The organism is Wenyingzhuangia sp., assembly GCF_039768515.1.
Classification (GTDB): Bacteria; Bacteroidota; Bacteroidia; order Flavobacteriales; family Flavobacteriaceae; genus Wenyingzhuangia.
Genome location: NZ_JBDNAI010000005.1, coordinates 1 through 23,088, shown reverse-complemented (window position 1 = coordinate 23,088; position 23,088 = coordinate 1). Strand labels below are relative to the sequence as shown.

The following is a 23,088-nucleotide window of genomic DNA, read 5'->3' as shown; positions in this document are numbered from 1 at the left end:
ATAATAAATATGCAGACCTTGATACCAAATGATTGGCAAGAAATCTTAAAAGAAGAGTTTACCAAACCTTATTGGATTCATTTGATTGAAAAAGTGACGTCAGCCTACCAAGATAATATTTGTTACCCTCCAAAAAATAAAATCTTTAACGCTTTTAAATATTGTCCATTTGAAAAACTTAAAGTTGTAATTATTGGTCAAGATCCATATCACGGAGAAGGACAAGCTAATGGGTTGTGTTTTTCTTTTGTGGGAAGTCAAAAACTTCCACCATCACTAAAAAATATATACAAGGAGATTCAACAAGATTTAGAAATCGACATGCCAAATGATTTCGGAGACTTAATGGACTGGTCAAAGCAGGGGGTGCTGTTGTTAAATTCTACCCTAACGGTGACTAAAGGAATTCCAAATAGTCATCAAAAATTTAAGTGGAATTGTTTTACCGATGCGGTAATTGAAAAGATATCGAAACAAAAAAAAGGTGTTGTTTTTTTACTTTGGGGAGGATTTGCACAAAAAAAAGAAAAATTAGTTGACCTTAGTAAGCACAAAGTTTTAAAAGCTACTCATCCTTCTCCCTTGGGAGCCAACAAAGGAGGTTGGTTTGGGGGGCATCATTTCTCTAAAACCAATGAATATTTGGAGCGTACTGGCAAAGAAAAAATAAATTGGAAGCTGAAAAACAAGTATCAACCACCAACTCTTTTTACTTTGTAACCTTCTTTGGCTAATATGTCCATAATTTTGTCACGGTGCTTGCCTTGGATTATGATCTCTCCATCTTTAATACTTCCGCCTACACCGCATTTGTTCTTTAGATGCTTGCCTAGTGCTTTTAAGTCTTTCTCTGTCCCAACAAACCCCTTGATGATAGTAACTGTTTTTCCCCCTCTTCCTTTGTTAGAAAAAACAGCTTCTAGTTTCTGTTGACTGTTGGCAGGTGTTTCCATGTCGTCTTCACCATTGTCAAAATATAAATCTTCATTGGTAGAATAGGCAAAAGCTCCTAGTGCAGATAAATCATTTAATTTTTTAGCCATTTAATTCCTGTTTTTGCAAATATAAAAATTGTTGTCTTGACATACTATTTTACCAAACCTAGTTCTTTGAGTCTCTCGAATAAAAATGCGCCCGCGGTAATGTTTTTAAATTGTTTAGGGTTTTCTTCAGAAATACAGTTTTTCAGACAGTTTAATTCCATATTAGGAATTGGATGCATAAAAAAAGGAATTGAGTAGCGGGAAGTACCCCATAGCTCTTGAGGGGGGTTTACAACTTGGTGTACGGTTGATTTTAATTTGTTATTGGTTAGCCTCGAAAGCATGTCACCAACATTAATCATCAATTCATTTGGTTGCGCAATGGCATCAATCCAATTTCCTTCTCTATTTTTCACTTGTAGACCTTTACCCTGAGAGCCCATTAACAATGTAATTAGATTGATATCTCCATGGGCAGCGGCTCTTACTGCTCCCTTGGGTTCAGTTTCAATAGGTGGGTAGTGAATAGGTCTTAAAATACTATTTCCGTTATGTATAAATTCGTCGAAGTAAAACTCATCAATTTCAAGATAAATCGCTAATGCTCTTAAAATATATTTAGCAGTTTTTTCTAATTGTTGATAAACTTCTTTTCCAACTTTATTAAATCTAGGAAGTTCTTCAACAATAATATTTTGAATCAGAACTTTTTTCAACTCATCTGTTAGCAGTTCATCAGGATTTATATATTGTCCAAAATGCCAAAATTCTTTCAAATCCCCTTCTTTTTTTCCTTTAGCACTCTCTTGACCAAAAGAGGTATAGCCTCGTTGACCACCGAGTCCCTCAACATTATATTTTTCTTTTGTTTTTTGAGGAAGGTTGAAGAATTTTTTGATTTCTGTGTACAATTCCTCTACCAGTTCCTCTGACAAAAAGTGGCCACTTAGAGCTACAAATCCTATGTTACTGAATGCATCTCCAATTTGAGTTACAAAACTTGATTTGTCAGTTGGGTTGTTGGATAGAAATTGATTTAGGTCTACGGAAGGAATATTTTGCATGATTTATTTTTTGTAGAGAGGGATTCTGTATGAAATGGTATAATTGAAATTGGCTCCAGTTCCATTTTTAGAAATTTCACCCATTCCTGGGCTATAGGTGTTTTTGAAATTGTTAGGATGATTGGTTGTGATCAATTTACTGACGCTAATCATAAAGCCTAGAAATAAATTTTTAAAAGTTTCTACTTTTAATCCAGCAACTACCTCTAGCCAATGGCTGTTAAGATTTGTATATTTTGTACCAGTAGTTTTCTTGGGGTCAAAATAATCTCCGTATTGTGCGATTTCATATTGATTGATCTCATTGTTAAAGAAACTAGTTCCGTATCGCATTCCTAGGAAAGTTTCATTGTCCATTTCTAGCCAGTTTGTGTAAAGGTTATAGTTAATCCCAACTTTCAAATAGGTTCCTCTAGCAGTATGAGTAAAGTAGTCTTCATTATTTGTGTTTTTGGTATAGCCTATTTCTCCAGCGGCAAATAAACGCGTATTGATTCTCCAATCCGTAACTATTTCCAAGCCGTTATAATCGTCTTCTATGAAAGAAATGGCAGGTTTTGTAAGATCAGCTCCAATGCGTAGACCATATGTTTTTGGATTGTAAAACGCTTTTATACTATCTTTTTTTATGGTATCGTCTTTGGGTTCAAGTGTTTTGATCTGTGAAGTACAAGTAAGAGAGGTAAATACGATGAGTGAACTAATGATAAATTTTAACATGAGCTTCGTTTTCGTTGATGATTTTTGTGGCTACTTTTGTATGGCTGTCTATCCAATTAAGGTTTGTAGTGTTGATGTTTAGGTTGTTAAAAACACTTTTAAAACCGCAGGCTTTTGAGACAAATATATCTTCTGTTGTGTACTCAATCCTAATTTCTTCTTTACTGTTGAGACGATCTAAGATAGAGAAATGATAGGTAACAGATGTGTTTTTAGTATCTAATGGTACAGCTAATGAGTCTGTATTTATTCCCTCGTACAATGTGTCTTTTTCATTCGCCCAAACAATCAAAGATATAGATTTGGGGTTATTTATGTTCTCTTTGTCATAAAAACGTATGATCAATTCTGGAGTGGTCGCATCTACACAAAACTCATCTTGACAACTGTATAATGTTGTGAAAAGAATAGGAATCCAAACGAGTATTTTTCTTGTTTTCATGTCTTCAAATATAGTAGTTTTAAATATAATTTTTGAGATTATTGTGGAATAAGATCATCGTCTTTAGGAAGAGGAGCGAGTGTGTTTTGATCCTACAGCGTTTAAAAATTATTATTTCTACAGGGAGCTATAGGTCTCTAACAGGTTTGATTTTTTTCCATAAAAAAAAGAGGACTGTTTCATGCAGTCCTCTTTTTATTTTATCCAATAGAAGGAAAAAGGTTTAGTCTCTTTTTCGACCCCAAGATTTGTTTTGGATACGTCCAGCTGCTCCACTACGGTTAGCATTATCTCTGTTTCCAGAATCTCTACGTCTTCCTTTGAAGTCTCCGTTGTCTCTTCGTTGTCTATCGTTTCTTTCTCCTCCACGGAAATTTCCACTATCTCTTCGAGGTCTACGGTCTCTTCCTCTACCACCACCACCACTTGAGCGACGTTTTTTTGTGATTTCAACATTCACCCCTCTACCTTCAAATTCAGGAGCGTTGGCTAAAAATGCATCAATTGTTTCTTTTTCAAAATTCTTGTCTAGTTCAAAGAAAGAGAAGGTGTCTAAAATTTCAATTTGACCGATCTCTACATTGTTTGTAATGTTTTGATCGTTGATCAATCCCATCAAACGAGGAGGGGTTAAATTGTCTTTTCTTCCGATATTGATAAAGAAGCGAGACATGTTTTCATCATTTCTTCTTCTACCTCTGTCATCTTGTTCTCTAGCAGGTCTATTGTCGTTAATATCGTTTGCTTTTGCATAGTAAGCTAAGAAAGCATTAAACTCCACAGAAATAAATTTTTGAATCAATTCTTCTCTTGACAGTCCTTCAAATTGTTCGTAAATGTTTTCTAAGTATTCTGTAATAGCCTCTGTATTGATTTCAGTGTTTTTTACTTTTTCAACCAGTTTAAACAATTGAATTTCACAAATTTCTTTTCCATTAGGAATTTCTTTTTTGATAAATTTCTTTTTGATTTTTCGTTCAATAGGTCTCAATTTCCCAACCTCTCTTGAGGTTACCAAAACGATAGAAATTCCTTTTTTACCAGCTCTACCAGTACGACCACTTCGGTGTGTGTATGCTTCATTTTGGTCTGGTAATTTGTGATTGATGACGTGTGTCAAATCATTAACATCTAAACCACGAGCAGCCACATCTGTTGCGACCAACATTTGAATGGTTTTTTTACGAAACTTTTGCATTACGCTATCTCGTTGTGCTTGTGATAAGTCTCCGTGTAGAGAATCAGCATTATAACCATCAGCTATCAATTTCTCTGAAACTTCTTGACATTCGCGTCGAGTTCTACAGAATATGATACCATAGATATCAGGATTAACATCTGCAATACGTTTGATTGCAGCATAACGATTTCGCTCTGATACAACGTAGTATTCATTACTAACATCATCCGATCCTGTATTTTTTGTTCCTGCAGAAATTTCTACAGGTTCATGCATGTAATTACGTGCAATCGCTTCTACTTCTCTAGGGAATGTAGCAGAAAAAAGTAATGTTTGTTTTGTTTCTGGAGTAGATTCTAGAACGGCATCTAAATCGTCTTTGAATCCCATGTTCAACATTTCGTCAGCTTCATCTAAAACCAACCATTGTAAATTACCTAGTTTTAGTCTTCTTCTATTGATTAAATCTACGGTTCTACCTGGAGTTCCCACTACAATTTGTGCTCCTCTATTTAATTTTCTAGTCTGATCTTCAATGCTAGCACCTCCATAGACAGTAACCACTTTTAGACCTCTTATTTTTTTTGAGAATTTTTCTATTTGATCTCCAATCTGTACCGCCAGTTCACGAGTTGGAGATAGGATGATAGCTTGAACGTTGCTGTTTTCTACATCTATTTGTTGGATAATAGGTAAACTAAAAGCTGCTGTTTTTCCAGTACCGGTTTGGGCAAAGGCTTTTAAATCATCAGTAGAAGAGATGACTTGTGGGATTGCTTTTTCTTGAATTTCTGATGGAGTTTCATACCCCATATCAATAAGAGCCGAAAGAATTTCTTCTTTCAAGCCCAATTCGCTAAATGTCGACATGTTAAGTTTGTTTGTGATCCACAAACCCATACGACTAGTTTGCAAATCTGATTATAAAAATGCAAATATACTGTATTTATTTTAGATGATCGTTTTTCCAGTTGGTTAATGCCGTCTAGGAGTTGCTTTTGGTGCTTGTGTAGTGGTATGTATCTTTTTTTTAATCAAAATAGAATAATTCTAAAGTAAAAATGAATATTATTTAATATAAATAAATGTTTTTTGTATATATTTTATAGTTATACTGTTTTAAATGATAAAAATGTAAAAAAATGATAAGAATTAAATTTATTTTAGCCATGTTTTCAATAAGTCTTGGGTTTTCACAAACGAAAGGAGAAACATTCTTTGCGAGTAACGATATTGAATATATAGTAACCAGTAGTACTCCTGCAGAAGTTGAGGCAAAAGATTATGTAGGTGCCACTACTGAGATTACCATCCCTAATACTGTGATTCATAATGCAGTTACTTATAGGGTAACAAGTATTGGAGTTGATGCTTTTACAAACAATAACTTAACCTCGGTAGAAATAGCTTCTAGCTTAACCACTATTGGAGCTTTTGCTTTTTTTAGAAATTCTATCACATCCGTAACCTTTTCAGAGGGTTTGGTTCATATTGGAAATAATGCGTTTCAAGCAAATCTTTTAGACTCAGTGATCTTTCCTAATACTGTAACCAGTATTGGAGCTTCTTCTTTTTTTGATAATCATTTGACCTCGATCTCCCTTCCCGATAGATTAACTAGTATTGGACAAGCTGCTTTTCTAAGGAATGATTTGACTTCGGTAATCCTTCCTGCCCAGATCACTCATATTGGCACTGAAGCGTTCAGATTTAATGATATCAATACGGTTACTTCTTTAAGCATTGAACCAGCAAATTTAGGAGACGATGTTTTTATTTGGGATAACGATAATGATAATAGCGTGATAGATCTTATTATCCCTTCGGGAACTGCAGCGGCTTATGCTACAGCGGGTTGGACTGGATTTAAGAGTGTAACTGAAGATGAAGATTTGAGTGTGGAGGATTTTCAAGTAGAGCAAAACATCGATTTGCATTTGGTTTACGATAATTTGCACATTACCTCCAAAAATAACACTCAAATAAAATCGGTTTATATATTTACGATTTTATGAACTTGTTTGACAACCACCAAATCAAATACCATTTCGGTTTCTCATTTGTCGCCAGGAATTTATTTGGTGCGTATTGACACCAACAGAGGAGTGGTTTCTAAAAAAATTGAGGTACAATAGTTCCGCTATTTATGCTGAATTGTTTGATAACACTGAAGTCAAAGCTGAAATTTTTAATTTTTTTTAGAAAAATTAAGATCACTGGTCTTGTTATAATGTCAATATCGCTCTGCTAGATGTTTATAAGGAAAAACCAATGCCCTTGAAAAAAAAAATATTTTTTAAAACTTTTTATGAAAGTTGAGGTCTAAGTATTTGTAATATTGTAATAATAATTCATTTTTTGAAAAACGAATCAAATTTCATAAAGCGTTTGCTAGGTTCTAAAGAAAGGGATAGAGCTTTCTCTGAGTTGGTCAATACCTATCAGGAACGCTTGTATTGGCATATTCGTAAATTGGTGGGTAGTCACGAAAATGCTGACGATGTATTGCAAAACACTTTTGTTAGGATTTATAAAAGCCTACCTAATTTTAGGCAGCAAAGTTCTTTACACACTTGGATGTATAAAATTGCTTACAATGAGTCGTTGAGGTTCATAGATCGAGAAAAAAACAAGTATTTTTCTTCCAGCCAGGAAATTGAGTCAATGATCTTTACTCATTTTGCAGACCAAGAGTATTTTGATGGAAATTATATTCAGGAGAAGCTTCAAAGTAGTGTACAACAACTTTCGAATAAGCAGAAAAAAATATTTTATATGAAATATTACGATGATCTTAAGTTTAAAGAGATATCAGAAATACTTGAGGTTAAAGAGGGTACAGTGAAAACAATCTACTATAAAGCAGTAGATTTGATCAAACAAATAGTGTTAAATGTTGAGGTAAAGTAAATAGAGATGATAGATTTTAAGAACAAATATGTTTCAAAAAACAAAAAAGGAAGCGAAAGTGCATCTTTTGATCAAGAAGTTGCAGAAAAACACAAATCTAATTTTAATATGGAAGTTCCTTCCGAATATTTTTCTGCCTCCAAACAAAGGATTTTAAATAAGACCGTACAAAGAAGAAAAAAAGCAAGAGTTGTAAAAATTTCTTTTGCTTCTTCTATTGCGGCCTCTTTTTTAATTGGTTTGTTTATGTTTTCTACCCAAAAGGAAAACAATAGCACTTTTGCGATTCATGAGGTTGAACACAAGATATTAATCAATACTCTTTTTGTAGAGGATGACATGTATCTTGAACAGTTAGCTGATGCATACATGCTAGAAGATTTTGAAATTTTAAAAAATTTTTAAAAAAAACATCAGAAATAAAACTTTTTAGAGAACAATGGTTCTAAAGAAATAGAGTAAACAAAAAATTAATCATTTAAAAACACAAAAGATGAAAAAAGTACAGAAAATCACATTAGTTTTAGCAGCACTATTTATTGGGTTAACAACAGTTCAGGCACAAGAAGTTGCAACTGATGTCGTTCAAAGAGAAAGTATTCTATCAGATGCTCAAAAAGAAATGATTCAAGCGCAGAGAGATTTGGTTAAGGCCAACAAAGAAAGTTTTAAAGCGACCTTAAGTGAAGACCAATTGGCTATTTTAGAAAATGAAAGTTTATCAAGAAGAGAAAGACGTCAAGCTTTAAGTGAAACTTTTACAGAAGCTCAGAAAGAGTTGTTAAGTGCTAATAAGGCATCTGTAAAAGAAGCAAAAGAAGCATTTAGAGCAACTGTAAGTGATGAGCAAAAAGAATTGTTACAAGCGATGAGAGCCAATAGAAAAGAAGGAAGAGCAGCAAAAGGAGAGGCAAAGAATAACGCCCGTAGAAAAGCAAGGAGAGATTCAAGAAGACCTCAAGCAGAAACAGTTGAGAATTAAAAAGAGATATTAAAATCGAACATAAAAAAGCTGCATTTTGCAGCTTTTTTTGTGTTTAAATGTCTCGAATTGTTAATTTAAATTTTATCTTTAAATCACAATTTAGTTTTGTATGAAGAATTTTTTTATTGGGTTGTTGGTTTTTTTGAGTTCTATGTTTACATATGCTCAAACAAATGAAAGCGATTCAGAGAGTGATGTAGATACAATCATAGATACTTTGTTCGGTGATGAGGAGGAAAAGGAAATTGAGGATTTGTTACAAGCGCTATTTAAGGAACAAAAAGAATTAGAAGATCTAATGACTTCTTTTTCAGATTTTAAATTTCTCTATATTTCATCTAATTATACCAGTGACACCTATTTTGCTGGAAGAGATATTGGATGGAGTGGCTATAATATAAGACCTCAGATTACTTTTATCAGTGGGAAAGGGTTTTTCGGTGGGATTTCAGGAGCATATTATGATGGAGGTTATTTTGATCCCAAATGGAATTTTACTTCATTGAATGTTGGTTATGGAAAAAGTTTTGGTTCCAAAAAAACATTCAGGTTGAGTGGTAATTATTCACATTTTTTATATTCAAAATCGGGTTCAAATCCTCTGACCAATACGATCTCTCTTGGAGCATCACTAACCAATAAAAGAAGGACGCTCGGCACAAGGTTTTCAATCAACGAATCGTTTGGAACCAACGAAAGTTTATTTCAAATTTCATGGTCCACTTATTTTGCGCTAAATATCTTGAATGAAAAAAAATATCGTCTTCAGTTAAGGCCTAGGCTTGTGATTTCTTGGGCAGAACAAACAGCCTACTTTGATAGTGGTGAGTTTGAGGATATACAGGAAGAAGGTTTATTGTACGAGTTGACTATTTTTGAAGAATCAGAAGTGTTTGATTTGATGAATGTTCAACTTAATATACCGTTGTTATTTAGCACTGAACGATGGGATGTGGAAGTAGGGTTCAACTCTAATTTTCCTTATGAAATTGGGGATGAAAACCAACAAAAGACCAATAATTTCTTTAATCTTTCTATTGGTTATTTGTTAGAGTTATAAGTTGTGAATTTTTTTGTACGTCAACCAATCAAGATATAAATTTTCTGTTTTTGTTCTTGCCCAGGGCATTGTCCTTAAGAACTTTAGGCTACTTTTATAAGTGGGGTTGTTTCCAAAACATTTGATTCCTGTTTCTTTTTCCATCTCTTCCCAACCCAAATTTTCAATGAGTTCTGTAAGAATATCGGCAAGTTTTATACCGTGTAAAGGGTTATTTGGTTGTGATTTTTCTGACATGTAAAAGACTAATTAAACGATTAGAGTTGCAAAATTAATCAATTCCTTATCAAGAAGCGTAAAATTATTGGGTTTAGGATCAAAAGTGTAAAACTAAACTTGAGATACATGACAATAAAATAGACCTGTTTTTGTATTTTTGCATCAAATTAAAAAAAACAATTATGTTAACAGTTTCAAACTTATCCGTGCAATTTGGAAAGAGAGTATTGTTTGATGAAGTGAATACAAAATTTACACAAGGAAATTGCTATGGAATTATTGGAGCCAATGGTGCTGGGAAATCCACTTTTTTAAAGATTATATCAGGTACTCTTGAGGCAACTTCTGGCCACGTAAGTCTAGATCCTGGTAAACGTATGTCTGTGTTGACACAAGATCATTACGCTTTTGATGAGCATACGGTGCTAGAAGCAGTTTTGATGGGTAACAAAGAACTGTATAAGATAAAAACTGAGATAGATGCCTTGTATGCCGATTATACTGATGAAAATGCAGAAAAAATAGGAGAATTACAAGTAAAGTTTGAAGAGATGGATGGATGGAATGCAGATGCTGCTGCAGCTACCATGTTGTCTAATTTAGGAATCAAAGAGGATTTGCATTACACTCTTTTAGCCGATTTAGATGGTAAAACAAAAGTTCGTGTGTTGTTGGCTCAAGCTTTGTTTGGAAATCCGGATGTGTTGATTATGGATGAACCTACCAACGATTTAGATTTTGAAACGATAGCTTGGTTAGAAAACTTTTTGGCTAATTATGAAAATACTGTTATTGTTGTTTCTCACGACCGTCACTTCTTAGATGCTGTGTGTACTCATATTTCTGATATTGATTTTGGAAAAATTAATCATTTCTCTGGAAACTATACTTTTTGGTATGAATCCTCCCAATTGGCAGCTAAACAACGCCAACAAGCCAATAAAAAGGCTGAAGATAAAAAGAAAGAATTAGAAGAGTTTATCCGTCGTTTTTCTGCTAACATGGCAAAGTCCAAGCAAGCAACCTCTCGTAAAAAAATGATTGAAAAATTAAACGTTGATGAAATTCAGCCTTCTAGTAGAAGATATCCCGCTATTATTTTTGAAAGAGAGAGAGAAGCAGGAGATCAAATTTTACAAACCGATAACTTATCAAAAACCATTGATGGCGAAATTTTGTTTAAGGATATAGAAATCAATTTAGCAAAAGGAGATAAAGTATTAGTGGTATCCAAAAATTCTAAAGCTGTTAGTTCTTTTTATCAAATTATCATGGGGAATGAAGCTTCGGATACAGGAGAATACAAGTGGGGAATAACGACAAATCAATCCTACTTGCCTTCTGATAATTCTGAGTTTTTTGTTGATGAAAAATTAGATTTGGTTGACTGGTTACGCCAGTATGCAAAAACAGAAGAAGAAAGAGAGGAAGTTCATTTAAGAGGCTTTTTAGGGAAAATGATTTTTAGTGGAGAAGAAGCGCTAAAAAAATGTAATGTGCTCTCTGGAGGAGAGAAAGTACGATGTATGTTGTCCAGAATGATGATGACAAGAGCAAACGTTTTGGTGTTAGATGAACCTACAAATCATTTAGATTTAGAATCTATTCAAGCCTTAAACAATTCTTTGAAAAATTTTAAAGGAACGGTCTTGTTCTCCACACACGATCACGAATTTGCACAAACGGTAGCTAATAGAATCATAGAGATAACCCCTAAAGGAGTTATTGATAAATATGCCACTTTTGATGAATATTTAGAGGATTCAAAAATCAAAGAATTGAGGACAAAAATGTATCAATAGGATATAGAATAAGTTTTTAAAAAGGCGAATCATTACAAATGATTCGCCTTTTTAATTCCTTTATATTTTATGTTAAATACTTTTTATCAACGTAAAAAGTACCAAAAGGAATTATCGAGCAAACCAATATAATTCCAAAAGCGCTGAGGTTCCAATTTTGTTTTTCTTTCAATAAGAAAGCCATGAGAATATAGGTAACAAACAACAATCCATGTGGCATTCCTAATAGTCTAACCACAATGTCATTTCCTGTAAAATGTTTTAAAGGAGAACCAATACCCAGTAACAGCAGGTATGAAATTCCTTCTAATAGCGCAATAGTTTTAAAGTTTTTTAAGGTGATCATATGGTTTTAATTAGGGTTATATTCTTTTGCCAGTTAAAGTATCTGTGTTTAAGAATTCCTTGATTTTTTTATTTCTATATTTTCGCTTTTGAAGTTGGAAGGCATTAAGCTTATGTTTCTTTTTTTAGCACTTTTTAGTAAAAAAGGGATGATTATAGACGCTCCTGGTAGAAGGATGAAGGGAATACCGATTCCCGCAATCTTAAGCAAATCATAGACGTACCGTTTTAAAAACTTTTCATCTTCTTTACTGATCTTTCCTTTGTGGAATACATATTGTTGGATGATTAGTGTTGTGGTTTTTGTATCTTTTGCTTCACTTTTCAATCCCTTAAAAAATGTATCTAATGCGAAGGTAATCTTAGCGCTATTGATGTCTACAAATTCTCTAAAAATATTTTTGGACCTCTTCTTTTTTTTAGTATTCATATGAATATAAGACTGTTGTGATAAAAAACAGCCATGATAAAAGTAAGCATAATCCACCTAATGGTGTTATGGGACCCAATAATTTTATCGGTTTTTTTTGATTTTTTAACATACAAATCCCATAAATACTTCCTGAAAAAAGGAGGGTACCTATAATAGAGAAGACAACCGATAGTTTTGCTGTGGTTGAATCCATTGGTAAGATTTGGCCAAGTAGGACAAGATACAACGCATGGTACATCTGGTATTTCACTCCAATTTCAAAACTATCTATAAGATCTTTAGGCCATCTTTTTTTTAAGAGATGGCTAGCAAATGCTCCAAGCACAACTGCTATAAAACCAAAGGCTCCTCCGAATATGAATGCGAATTCTTGCATTAATCCTCCAAAGGTTGAGATTTCTCTTCGTTGCTCAATTCCTCCTCTAAAGCTCTATCCTCTATTGGCTCATTATCTGATAAAACCTCTTCTGTGTAGGTTTGAGGAGTCGTCATTTGTGTGGTTTCTTCTTCCTCTTCAAAAAACGGGAAAATATCAATAATTGGGGATTCAGTTATACTTGGAATAGAATAGTCAGACACAGTATCTGTAAATTGTTCTGAGAGGTACTCGTATGCATCCTTTACATCGTTTGCTTGTACCAATACATATGTGTTTGTTCTTCTTTCTAATCCTTTTTCTTCATCCAAAGTAACTAGAGAAACCTTACATTTAAACCATCTGTCTCCATTATCATTAGGGAATAATTCAGAATAATTGGCTACTTTTATATTGGTTATTTTGAATCCTTCAGACAAGTACTTACCCATTTCCTCTGTTGCACGAGCCTCTGCTTCTGTAAAAGTTAAGGCATCAAATAAATAGGGTTGATTGAAAGTTTTAATTCTTTCGTTGTCATCTATTTTGCTGTATTTTACTTTTACTTCGTACCACATAATAATATTTTTTTTTGAGTCACAAATGTAAAAACAAATTTCATTGTTGGTGATACAAATTCAAATAATTTATAATTTGCTTTTCAGTGTTTTGATTTCATCCCTGAATTTCGCTGCAACAATAAAATCTAGAGTTTTAGCCGCTTTTTCCATTGCGCGTTGTTTTTCTCTTATGCGTTCTTCTATCGCTGTCTTGGATAAATAATCAACATCATCTTCTGCAGCTAAATTCTGCTGAATTTCTTCATAATTTGTCCCTTGATGGTCTGTTAAATTATTCCCTAAATCTTTTTTGATTTGAGTAGGTGTAATCCCATTTGCTTCATTGTATGCGATTTGCTTTTCACGCCTCCTAGCTGTTTCGTCTATGGTTAGTTGCATGCTTTTGGTAATTTTGTCTCCATACATGATTGCCTTTCCATTTACATTTCTTGCGGCTCTACCTACAGTTTGGGTAATTGATCTGTGTGATCGTAGAAAGCCCTCTTTGTCGGCATCTATAATTGCTACCAGTGAAACTTCTGGCAAGTCTAATCCTTCACGAAGTAAGTTTACCCCAATTAAAACATCAAACAAACCTTTACGTAAATCCTGCATGATTTCTACACGCTCTAAAGTATCAACATCAGAATGAATGTAACGGCAACGAATCTGTATTCTTGTTAAGTATTTTGATAATTCTTCTGCCATGCGCTTGGTCAAAGTGGTTACCAAAACACGTTCATCCAGCTCAATACGTTTTTGAATTTCTTCGATCAAATCATCAATTTGGTTTTTACTAGGACGTACTTCTATAATAGGGTCTAATAATCCTGTAGGTCTTATCACTTGCTCTACGACAACACCATCAGATTTTTCTAGTTCATAATCAGCAGGGGTTGCAGTTACATAGATGACCTGGTTTTGAATGGCTTCAAATTCTTCAAATTTCAACGGGCGATTATCCATAGCTGCAGGTAGTCTAAATCCAAATTCAACTAAATTTTCTTTTCTCGAACGATCCCCACCATACATGGCGTGTGTTTGTGGAATGGTTACATGACTCTCATCAATGACCATTAAAAAGTCTTCTGGAAAATAATCTAATAAGCAATATGGTCTTTCCCCAGGTTTTCTCCCATCAAGATATCTAGAATAATTTTCAATTCCACTACAGTATCCCAATTCACGAATCATTTCCAAATCAAATTCAGTACGTTCTTTCAGTCTTTTGGCCTCCAGAGGTTTTCCAATTTCATTAAAGTATTCATATTGTTTCATCAAATCATCTTGTATTTGATGGATGGCGCCTTGCAGGGTTTCTGGTGAGGTTACAAATAGATTGGCAGGATATATGTCTAATGTTTCAAAACGTTCAATTACTTGTTTGTTTTCTAGGTCATAAGCTTCTATATCTTCAATCTCATCTCCAAAAAAATGTACTCGATAAGCGTATTCACCATAAGAAGGGAAAATGGTTACCGTATCGCCTTTTACTTTAAAGTTTCCACTTTTCATCTCCTCTTCAGTACGGGCGTATAAACTTTGCACCAGTTGATGTAGAAATTTAGTTCTACTTATATTTTGATCTTTATGGATGGTGACAACATTACTTTTAAATTCAACAGGGTTACCCATACCATACAAACATGAAACAGAAGCAACCACCAAAACATCTTGTCGTCCACAAAGTAGGGAGGAGGAAGTACTCAAACGTAAGCGTTCAATCTCTTCATTGATAGATAAATCTTTTTCTATATATACCCCTGTTGATGGAATAAATGCTTCAGGTTGATAATAATCGTAATAAGAAACAAAATACTCGACAGCATTATTGGGAAAAAAATTCTTAAACTCTGAATATAATTGTGCTGCTAGTGTTTTGTTGTGGGCCAGGACCAAAGTTGGTTTTTTAACCTCTTGAATTACATTTGCCACAGTAAAAGTTTTACCAGAACCGGTAACTCCCAACAGAGTTTGATATTGATCTCCATTGTGCACACCTGTAACCAATTCTTTAATGGCATTTGGTTGGTCTCCGGTGGGTTTGTATTTTGAAACAACTTTAAAATCCATATTGCAAAGTTAGACATTGATTTGATTAGTACGATGTTTCTAAACAATAAAAAAGAGCAATACTTTGAAAAAACACATAATAAAAAGATACTTTTTTTGATTTCCTTTTAAGCATCACAATACTCGATTAAAAATAGGAATAGGTTACCTTTGTGATAAATTCCAAGATCATGAAATCCTCTACTCGAAAGACTGTGCAAGAAAAAAAAAGTAAAATGACTATGGCAGCAGCCTTTAAGACTATTATTTGGCCAAGAAGAAAATTGGTCTTAATAGGATTAATTTTAATTGTTTTAAGCCGTTTGGCCAGTTTGGTTTTACCTTGGAAAACCAAAGTGTTGCTTGACGAAGTGATACCGAACAAAGACTTTAATGAATTGTATCATTTGTTAGGTTTGGTCGCTGGAGCCATTTTGGTACAATCTGTAACCTCTTTTTTATTGACTAAAATTTTAAGTGTTCAAGCACAGTATTTGATTTCAGAATTGAGAGCAAAAGTACAGAAGAAAGTATTGTCTTTGCCAATTGCTTTTTTTGATAATACCAAATCAGGTGCTTTGGTTTCTAGAATTATGAGTGACGTTGAAGGAGTTCGTAATTTAATTGGTACGGGCTTGGTACAGTTGATTGGAGGGACGATAACAGCGATTATTTCATTATTCCTATTGCTAAATATCAGTTGGTCGATGACGCTTTTTGTACTGATACCAGTCGGTGTTTTTGGTTTCATAGCGCTAAAAGCCTTTGCCTACATTAGACCCATTTTTAAACAACGACGAAAAATAAGTGCTGAAGTTAATGGCCGTTTGACCGAAACATTGGCTGGTGTTCGTGTGATCAAAGCGTTCAATGCGGAAGATCAAGAAAATAGAGTGTTTGAAAAAGGAGTAGATTTGTTGTTTCAAAATGTTAAAAAGAGTTTGACTGCTACAGCATTGATGACCAGTTCTTCAACTTTTTTGCTGGGGATTGCTTCTACCGGAATCATGGGAATTGGAGGGTATAAAATTATTGAGGGCACATTGACCATTGGAGATTTTATTTCATTTACTTTATTGTTAGGTTTTATGATTGCTCCCATTGTACAGATGAGTAATATTGGAAGTCAGTTGACCGAGGCACTTGCTGGCTTAGACAGGACAGAAGAGTTGATGAACCAACAGGCTGAGGATGAAGATGAGCAAAGAAACATTACCTTGAAAGCGTTTAGAGGAGATTTAGAGTTTGATCAAGTTTCTTTTGCTTATGAGGAAAACAAAGACGTGTTGACCAATATAAATTTCAAAGCCCCTTCGGGTTCAGTTATTGCTTTGGTGGGGAGTTCGGGTTCAGGTAAATCAACCATTGCAGGATTGTCTGCTACTTTCTTAAATCCTAAATCTGGAGTGATTACTGTTGATGGTCAAGATATTACTAAAGTTAAACTCAATAGTTTTAGAAAACATTTGGGAGTGGTGTTGCAAGACGAATTTTTGTTTGAAGGAACAATTAAAGAAAACATTTTATTTCCAAGACCTAATGCCACTGAAACTCAACTACAATATGCTGTAGAGGCAGCATATGTCAATGAATTTACCGATAGGTTTGAAGATGGATTGAATACGTTGATAGGGGAGCGTGGTGTAAAATTATCAGGGGGTCAAAGACAACGTATTGCTATTGCCAGAGCTATTTTGGCAGATCCTAAGATTATTATTTTAGACGAAGCCACTTCTAATTTAGATACGGAAAGCGAAGTTTTGATTCAAAAAAGCTTGGCTCAATTGACGAAAAACAGAACTACGATTGTGATTGCTCATCGACTGAGTACCATTCGCAAAGCAGATCAAATCTTAGTTGTAGAACAGGGTCAGATTGTTGAACGAGGAACTCATGATGAATTGATAAAGATTCAAGGTCGTTATCATGATTTGTATACCTATCAAGGTAAAATTTAATAAATAAATTTTAGGATCGTTTGTGTTTTCTAGATAGAAAGCAGCCTTCCAATTCTTTAATGATGATTTATCAAGAACTGTGTTTAAAGGCAAACACTTTGTTATCTTTGCCAAAAATTATTTCTTTATGTCAAAACTGTTTTCAGATTTAGGAGTTTCCTCTACGATGATCAATACCTTAGCTGGAATTGGAATGGTAACCCCCACAGAGATTCAAATTCAAAGTATCCCCGTCATTCTTAATCAACAGGATGATTTTGTTGGATTGGCCCATACCGGTACAGGAAAAACAGCTGCTTTTGGTTTGCCGTTGTTACAACAGGTTGAGGTTGAAAGCGAGTATATTCAGTTAGTAGTTTTGGCACCTACAAGAGAATTAGGAAAACAGATATACACCAATTTGGTTTCATTTGGTTCAGATATTACATCTTTATCGATCGCTGAAATATGTGGGGGAACTGCGGTCAAACCTCAAATTGAGCGTTTGGAACAAAATACACATGTAGTCGTTGCAACACCAGGTCGTTTGATAGACTTGATTCAAAGAGGCAAAATAAACCTAAAGGGAGTACGTAATTTTGTCTTGGATGAAGCTGATGAAATGGTTTTGTCATTAAAAGAAGGTTTAGACAAAATTGTGGAGGTCATGCCAAAACAAAAACGAACCTTATTATTTTCTGCAACTTTACCTGGCTCAGTTAAGCAGTTGGTGCAAAACTATTTGTCAAAACATGTAACCCAAGTTGGTACTGAATTACATTATACGGTTCATCAAGGAGTAGCACATCATTATGTTGTCGTTTCCCCTATTGAGAAATTCAACGTGCTCCTTCATTTTTTATCTGGGCAAGAGGGAAAGCAAGGAATTATTTTTTGTAAAACAAAAGCGGCAGTCAATAAATTAGCAAAGAATTTAGCCATCAACAAAATATCCTCAGGAGCAATTCATGGAAGTTTGACACAAGGAATTCGAGATCGAATTATGGAACAATTCAGAGAAGGATACATCAATACTTTAGTTGCTACTGATGTTGCTGCTAGGGGAATTGATGTTAAAAACACATCCTATGTAGTACACTATCACCTGCCCGATGCGATGGAGACTTATATCCACCGAAGTGGTAGAACTGCAAGAGCAGGTGCTAAGGGAATGTCCCTAGCCATATTGCAAGAGGATGAAATAGAAAAAATGAAATTTTTAGGGCAAGAATATGAAATTGATTTGCATGAATACGCAAAACCTTCAACTCAACATATAGAGGAAAACAACACTGTTGTGTGGGCAAATAAAATCTTTAAAACCAAACCCAATAAGAATATATCTGAAGCGGTGAGAGCGAGTGTTAAAGACATATTTCATCATTTGACTAAAGAAGAATTGGTTGATAAAATTTTGGCCAATTATGTTTTAGAACATAAGACATCAGATGTGTTGGTCAAAGATAATCCTATTCAAAGTAAAAAAAAGAAAAATAAAAGGCAACGATAGAGAATTAGTTTTGAAGACGATTATTCTTTCTCAACTTGAGCTGATTTTAATTTTTCATGATATGCATCAATCCTTGCATAAGCAGTACCATCAATCAACAATATAACGATTAGCATTGCAATTGTAGTTATGCTGATCGCACGCCAAGTAGCTCCATTTAGAAACACGACAGACAAAGCGGCTACAATAATGAGTATTGGTATCGTTTTGAAAACAATTGTGCTATATTCTTTTAGCGTTGCCTCCACACGAGTAACTTCAGAGGCAATGAATTCAGAAGCATCTTTTTGATATGCCATTTCAAACTGAGTAATCCTGGATTTGTTGGTAAAAAACAATCCAACTCCTATGGTTAAGAGCAGAGCACCAGCCACCAACATAGGGATTATATAAGCTTTTGCGATATCGGATTTTCCTAGTTGCCAAAAGCCAATGCTTCCTGCCATGAAAATGATTCCGAATAGAATGAAGAATGGAGTAGAAAATAGTTCAGCTTTTGCCCAATCTGTTGCTGTTTTTAAGATGTCCATTTATTATTGAGTTGTATCACAAGTGAATTGCTTGTGGTTGTTGATTTTATCCAGCAATCAAAATTAGGAAAAAGATAGGAACGAAGATTAATTTTCATTTGAATATTTATCTATAATGTTTTACTCATGAATACGGTCTTGGCTATGAGTAGTTGAGTTGCGTGTGTTAGTCCTTAACTTTTCAAGTACACACAAAACTAAAAATCGGTGAGGATTTTCAGAAGTATGAGAAAACAAGCAATTACTTATAGCTATTGTTAGGCACTGGCTACTTTCTTCCTTTAATTCTTTTCTTCCAAAATTTCCATATGGTTTCCCTAAATTTATTATAAGTTGGACATTTACAAACCATAGGAATGTTTGTCAGTCGGGTATTCACATGTTTCTTTTATAGGTGTTTCGTAAATTCTTAACTCGTGATAGTCATTTTTATATAAGAAACTATGTCGTTTTCACTCATTTTAAGAATTATATCCAACAAAAATTACTTAAGCATTAAATTCTTAATTTTCTTACATTCTATTTTTTCTTATTTGGTTGTATCCAAATTCCTATTTCAGATATTACATCGAAATTGTAGCCAAAAATAAATTATGAAAACAATATTTTACATATTCTTTAATTCGGCTACTAAATCAGTTAAAACTTTTTTAGCATCACCAAATAACATAGAAGTTTTAGAATTATAAAATAGTTCATTTTCAATACCTGCATAACCAGCTTTCATACTTCTTTTATTTACGATTACATGTTTTGCATTTTCTACATCAAGTATTGGCATTCCATAAATAGGACTTGATGGGTCATTATGAGCTGCAGGGTTTACAACATCATTTGCACCAACAACTAATACAACATCCGTATTGTTAAATTGAGGATTTATATCTTCCATTTCAACCAATCTGCTATATTCTACATTAGATTCTGCTAACAATACATTCATATGTCCTGGCATTCGTCCCGCTACTGGATGGATAGCGTATTTTACAATTACGCCTTTATTTGTTAATAATTCTTCTAATTCATGAATTACATGTTGTGCTTGAGCTACTGCTAATCCATAACCAGGAACTATTACTACATTTGTAGCATAATTCATCATAATTGCAGAATCACTCGCAGTTGTACTTTTTATAGATCCTAAAGCTTTATTTGTACCCGCAGGTCCAACATTTGCGGTAAATGAACCAAAAATTACAGAAAACAATGTTCTATTCATTGCTTTACACATGGCTACAGTTAAAATAATTCCTGCAGATCCAACTAAAATACCACCAACAAGCATCACCATATTATCATACAAAACTCCTGTGATTGCTGCTGCGATACCTGTTAAAGAATTCAATAAAGATATAACTACAGGCATATCTGCACCACCAATAGGCAATACAAATAAAATACCATAAACTAATCCTCCAGCTAATAGTGCATATAATAAAATAGGGGTATCAATATTGCCAACTACTACATATGTTGCTACCGTAATAATACCAATAATTACTAAATTATTTACAATGTTGTATTGTGGAATCTTTATAACACTCTTAACAGAACCGTTTAATTTTCCCCAAGCAATTAAACTTCCAGAAAAAGTAATGGCTCCAATTACAATTGCTGATAAAATTGTAGCAATAATAGTGGTACTAGTTGTTTTTATATCAGAATTCCCAAATTCAACAATTCCAATTAAAGCAGCACTTGCTCCACCAAATCCATTAAATAATGATACCAATTCTGGCATCTTTGTCATTTCAACTTTTATGGCTATTAACCAACCCATAATCGATCCTAATAAAATTGCAATTCCTATTAGTACATAAATTATAGTTGGTACTTGTAAATCGTGAATAAAAATAGTTCCAAGAATTGCTGCAATCATACCTCCAGCCGCAATTAAATTTCCAGATTTCGCAGTATCTGGATGACCTAACTTTTTTAAACCAACAATAAATGTTACTGTGGCTATAAGATAAATAATACTTAATAGAACACTCATTATTTCTTCTTTTTAAACATTTCTAACATTCTGTTGGTAACCGCAAAACCACCAACAACATTTAATATTCCTAATACTACAGCAGTAAAACCAAGCCCTAATGCTAAATAATCTTTAGGGTCTGAATGTAGCATTACTAAAATTGCACCAACAATTACTACACCACTTAAAGCATTTGCTCCAGACATTAAAGGTGTATGTAATACAGCAGGAATACTTTTTATTACCTCAACTCCAACAACGATTGCTAAAATTATAATGTATGTAATTTGCAAATTGTTATTTATAAATTCTATTAGTTCTTTCATGTGTCTTTATTGTTTTTATTTTTGACGTTGGATTCCATTTTGAATTATGAGGGTTTCATTTGTTATTTCTTCCTCTAAATCCCATTTGAAATTTAAATCTTCAGTAAGATGAATTATAAAGTTATACATATTTTTAGCATATAACTCACTTGCATTTGTAGCTACACTTAATAGAGAAACAGAAGTTCCTACTACTTTTACTCCATTTACAATTACAGTTTCATCCAATTTACTAAATTCGCAATTACCTCCTTGATCTGCAGCTATATCAATAATTACAGCTCCATTTTTCATTTGCTTTACTTGCTCTTCTGTAATTAATGTAGGCGCTTTTCTTCCAGGTATATTGGCTGTAGTAATGACTAAATCTGCTTGAAATAATGATGTATTTACAGCTTCTTTTTGCCTTCTCACATAGTCTTCAGAAGCTTCTTTTGCATAACCTCCTTCAGATTCTTCCTTGTTATTTTCTACCGAAATAAATTTGGCTCCTAAAGATTCTGCTTGTTCCTTTGTTTCTGATCTAATATCTGTAGCTTCAACAACAGCTCCCAATCGTTTAGCCGTTGCAATTGCTTGTAAACCAGCAACACCAACACCATAAATTAAAACTTTTGAAGGTGTAATGGTTCCCGCAGCAGTCATCATTAAAGGAAATATTTTGGTCATTTTATGTGCTCCTAAAATAACGGCTTTGTAACCAGCTAAATTATTTTGAGAACTTAATACATCCATATCTTGAGCTCTAGAAATTCTAGGCATTGCATCCATAGAAAAAGCTGTTGCACCTTTTTCTGAAATTGCTTTCATTAATTCTGGATTAGATTTATGAAACATTTGACTCATTAAAATATGATGTTTCTGAATCAATTTTAAGTCTTCATTATCGAAAGGGTTTATTTTTATAAGGAGCTGGGCATCAAATACTTTTTTTCTAGAAGTTATTGTTGCTCCAACTGCTTCATAATCTGAATCTTTATACAATGAATTAGATCCAGCACCACTTTCTACTAAAATCTCAAACCCTTTATCAAGCAATTTCTTAGCTATAAAAGGAGATAGTGAGACTCGATTCTCTCCTTTTTGTAATTCTTTTACTATTCCTACTTTCATTTTATTAACTTAGTTTAAGTTTTAATTTGGTTAAATAATTTACCCCCAATTTAATAATTATTTATCAATCCGTTGTGGATTTTAAGTAATGTTAATTTTTAGCTTTCAAAAAGTTGCTTAAATCTATCGATAATTTACTTATTTTTTTATGATTTTTTACATAGAGACAGTATTCGTATAATTAAATATTTCAGATTTTAATTTCATTGGCACTGAGGACCTCAGTACTTGGCACATTAGTTTCCTAGGTGTCTAGTCTTTAAATATGACTAAAGGTAATTGTCATAAACATTACCATACTAAAGGGTGACTACATTTTTAGTAGCTTTTAAATTATAAAAAAGTGTCATTCATAATATTACCCCGTGAAGTTTAATTAGATGATCAAATGCCTTTATCAATCTTAGCTCTAAATCTTTGGGAAAGTCATTCTTGGACTTGTCTAATGGAATTATACTTTTTGTAAAAGTCTTAATCGTTATTTAACCAGTGGTTGGGATAAGGAATGTTACCTACTTCAATGTATTTATTTATTAAAAATTTTGTTTTTTTAATAAATACTGGTTCAGTCAATTGTTTTTAGA

General features: G+C 33.6%; 24 protein-coding genes. 9 read left to right on the top strand and 15 right to left on the bottom strand.

Annotation, left to right across the window (positions count from 1 at the left end):
- The first annotated feature begins 9 nt into the window (after positions 1-9).
- Complete coding sequence (gene ung, locus ABF281_RS00265; RefSeq protein ID WP_347179698.1) at positions 10-720, top strand: uracil-DNA glycosylase; 711 nt, start codon at positions 10-12, stop codon at positions 718-720.
- On the opposite strand, the gene ABF281_RS00260 is transcribed toward ung, so the two are convergent.
- From ABF281_RS00260 to ABF281_RS00240, 5 genes are all read right to left on the bottom strand, one after another.
- Positions 693-1,043: a translation initiation factor gene (locus tag ABF281_RS00260; RefSeq protein WP_347179697.1), complete on the bottom strand. Its 351-nt coding sequence runs from the start codon at positions 1,041-1,043 to the stop codon at positions 693-695. The two genes, ung and ABF281_RS00260, sit on opposite strands and share 28 nt — an antisense overlap.
- 44 nt (positions 1,044-1,087) lie before the next feature.
- Positions 1,088-2,047, bottom strand: a complete 960-nt coding sequence (locus ABF281_RS00255) for a 2-oxoglutarate and iron-dependent oxygenase domain-containing protein (protein ID WP_347179696.1) — start codon at positions 2,045-2,047, stop codon at positions 1,088-1,090.
- 3 nt (positions 2,048-2,050) lie between these two features.
- A complete protein-coding gene (locus ABF281_RS00250) occupies positions 2,051-2,767 on the bottom strand; it encodes a DUF6048 family protein (protein WP_347179695.1) in 717 nt (238 codons plus the stop codon).
- A complete protein-coding gene (locus ABF281_RS00245; protein ID WP_347179694.1) occupies positions 2,748-3,209 on the bottom strand; it encodes a DUF6452 family protein in 462 nt (153 codons plus the stop codon). The genes ABF281_RS00250 and ABF281_RS00245 overlap by 20 nt, the downstream gene beginning before the upstream one ends.
- Positions 3,210-3,432: 223 nt before the next feature.
- Positions 3,433-5,259, bottom strand: a complete 1,827-nt coding sequence (locus ABF281_RS00240) for a DEAD/DEAH box helicase (RefSeq protein WP_347179693.1) — start codon at positions 5,257-5,259, stop codon at positions 3,433-3,435.
- Between the two features lie 272 nt (positions 5,260-5,531).
- Here ABF281_RS00240 and ABF281_RS00235 point away from each other — a divergent pair, with 272 nt between their 5' ends.
- The 5 genes from ABF281_RS00235 to ABF281_RS00215 all read left to right on the top strand — a co-directional run bounded on the left by ABF281_RS00235 (position 5,532) and on the right by ABF281_RS00215 (position 9,344).
- Complete coding sequence (locus tag ABF281_RS00235; RefSeq protein ID WP_347179692.1) at positions 5,532-6,404, top strand: leucine-rich repeat domain-containing protein; 873 nt, start codon at positions 5,532-5,534, stop codon at positions 6,402-6,404.
- Between the two features lie 343 nt (positions 6,405-6,747).
- Positions 6,748-7,299: an RNA polymerase sigma factor gene (locus ABF281_RS00230; RefSeq protein ID WP_347179691.1), complete on the top strand. Its 552-nt coding sequence runs from the start codon at positions 6,748-6,750 to the stop codon at positions 7,297-7,299.
- A gap of 6 nt (positions 7,300-7,305) precedes the next feature.
- Complete coding sequence (locus tag ABF281_RS00225) at positions 7,306-7,704, top strand: hypothetical protein (protein ID WP_347179690.1); 399 nt, start codon at positions 7,306-7,308, stop codon at positions 7,702-7,704.
- An 88-nt stretch (positions 7,705-7,792) separates the two neighbouring features.
- Positions 7,793-8,281 carry a hypothetical protein gene (locus ABF281_RS00220; RefSeq protein WP_347179689.1) on the top strand — a complete coding sequence of 163 codons (489 nt, stop codon included), beginning with the start codon at positions 7,793-7,795 and terminating at the stop codon, positions 8,279-8,281.
- 112 nt (positions 8,282-8,393) lie between these two features.
- Entirely contained in the window at positions 8,394-9,344 is a 951-nt protein-coding gene (locus ABF281_RS00215; RefSeq protein WP_347179688.1) for a hypothetical protein, read from the top strand.
- Here the strand turns inward: ABF281_RS00215 and ABF281_RS00210 are convergent.
- A complete protein-coding gene (locus ABF281_RS00210; RefSeq protein ID WP_347179687.1) occupies positions 9,339-9,581 on the bottom strand; it encodes a VF530 family protein in 243 nt (80 codons plus the stop codon). The two genes, ABF281_RS00215 and ABF281_RS00210, sit on opposite strands and share 6 nt — an antisense overlap.
- Positions 9,582-9,745: 164 nt before the next feature.
- On the opposite strand from ABF281_RS00210, the gene ABF281_RS00205 reads away from it, so the two are divergent.
- Positions 9,746-11,365: an ATP-binding cassette domain-containing protein gene (locus ABF281_RS00205; protein ID WP_347179686.1), complete on the top strand. Its 1,620-nt coding sequence runs from the start codon at positions 9,746-9,748 to the stop codon at positions 11,363-11,365.
- A 67-nt stretch (positions 11,366-11,432) separates the two neighbouring features.
- On the opposite strand, the gene ABF281_RS00200 is transcribed toward ABF281_RS00205, so the two are convergent.
- The 5 genes from ABF281_RS00200 to uvrB form a co-directional block, all read right to left on the bottom strand.
- Complete coding sequence (locus tag ABF281_RS00200; RefSeq protein WP_347179685.1) at positions 11,433-11,711, bottom strand: DUF3817 domain-containing protein; 279 nt, start codon at positions 11,709-11,711, stop codon at positions 11,433-11,435.
- 48 nt (positions 11,712-11,759) lie between these two features.
- A complete protein-coding gene (locus ABF281_RS00195) occupies positions 11,760-12,140 on the bottom strand; it encodes a hypothetical protein (RefSeq protein WP_347179684.1) in 381 nt (126 codons plus the stop codon).
- On the bottom strand, positions 12,130-12,519 hold the full coding sequence (locus tag ABF281_RS00190) for a DUF423 domain-containing protein (RefSeq protein ID WP_347179683.1): 390 nt from the start codon (positions 12,517-12,519) through the stop codon (positions 12,130-12,132). The genes ABF281_RS00195 and ABF281_RS00190 overlap by 11 nt, the downstream gene beginning before the upstream one ends.
- A complete protein-coding gene (locus ABF281_RS00185) occupies positions 12,519-13,076 on the bottom strand; it encodes a DUF4494 domain-containing protein (RefSeq protein WP_347179682.1) in 558 nt (185 codons plus the stop codon). Before ABF281_RS00185 ends, ABF281_RS00190 begins: the two co-directional genes overlap by 1 nt.
- Positions 13,077-13,145: 69 nt before the next feature.
- Positions 13,146-15,131, bottom strand: a complete 1,986-nt coding sequence (uvrB, locus tag ABF281_RS00180) for an excinuclease ABC subunit UvrB (RefSeq protein WP_347179681.1) — start codon at positions 15,129-15,131, stop codon at positions 13,146-13,148.
- A gap of 170 nt (positions 15,132-15,301) precedes the next feature.
- Here uvrB and ABF281_RS00175 point away from each other — a divergent pair, with 170 nt between their 5' ends.
- Together ABF281_RS00175 and ABF281_RS00170 are read left to right on the top strand one after the other, a co-directional pair.
- Positions 15,302-17,068 (top strand): ABC transporter ATP-binding protein, encoded by a 1,767-nt coding sequence (locus ABF281_RS00175; protein WP_347179680.1) that lies wholly within the window; start codon positions 15,302-15,304, stop codon positions 17,066-17,068.
- Between the two features lie 127 nt (positions 17,069-17,195).
- The gene (locus ABF281_RS00170) at positions 17,196-18,557 is read left to right on the top strand and encodes a DEAD/DEAH box helicase (RefSeq protein ID WP_347179679.1); all 1,362 of its coding nucleotides are present in this window, start codon (positions 17,196-17,198) and stop codon (positions 18,555-18,557) included.
- Between the two features lie 20 nt (positions 18,558-18,577).
- Here the strand turns inward: ABF281_RS00170 and ABF281_RS00165 are convergent, their stop codons facing one another.
- The 4 genes from ABF281_RS00165 to ABF281_RS00150 form a co-directional block, all read right to left on the bottom strand.
- A complete protein-coding gene (locus ABF281_RS00165) occupies positions 18,578-19,087 on the bottom strand; it encodes a hypothetical protein (RefSeq protein WP_347179678.1) in 510 nt (169 codons plus the stop codon).
- A 607-nt stretch (positions 19,088-19,694) separates the two neighbouring features.
- Positions 19,695-21,083 carry an NAD(P)(+) transhydrogenase (Re/Si-specific) subunit beta gene (locus tag ABF281_RS00160; RefSeq protein WP_347179677.1) on the bottom strand — a complete coding sequence of 463 codons (1,389 nt, stop codon included), beginning with the start codon at positions 21,081-21,083 and terminating at the stop codon, positions 19,695-19,697.
- A complete protein-coding gene (locus ABF281_RS00155; protein WP_347179676.1) occupies positions 21,083-21,391 on the bottom strand; it encodes an NAD(P) transhydrogenase subunit alpha in 309 nt (102 codons plus the stop codon). The genes ABF281_RS00160 and ABF281_RS00155 overlap by 1 nt, the downstream gene beginning before the upstream one ends.
- A gap of 15 nt (positions 21,392-21,406) precedes the next feature.
- Positions 21,407-22,504, bottom strand: coding sequence for a Re/Si-specific NAD(P)(+) transhydrogenase subunit alpha (locus tag ABF281_RS00150; protein WP_347179675.1), 1,098 nt, complete (start codon positions 22,502-22,504; stop codon positions 21,407-21,409).
- Positions 22,505-23,088: the final 584 nt, after the last annotated feature.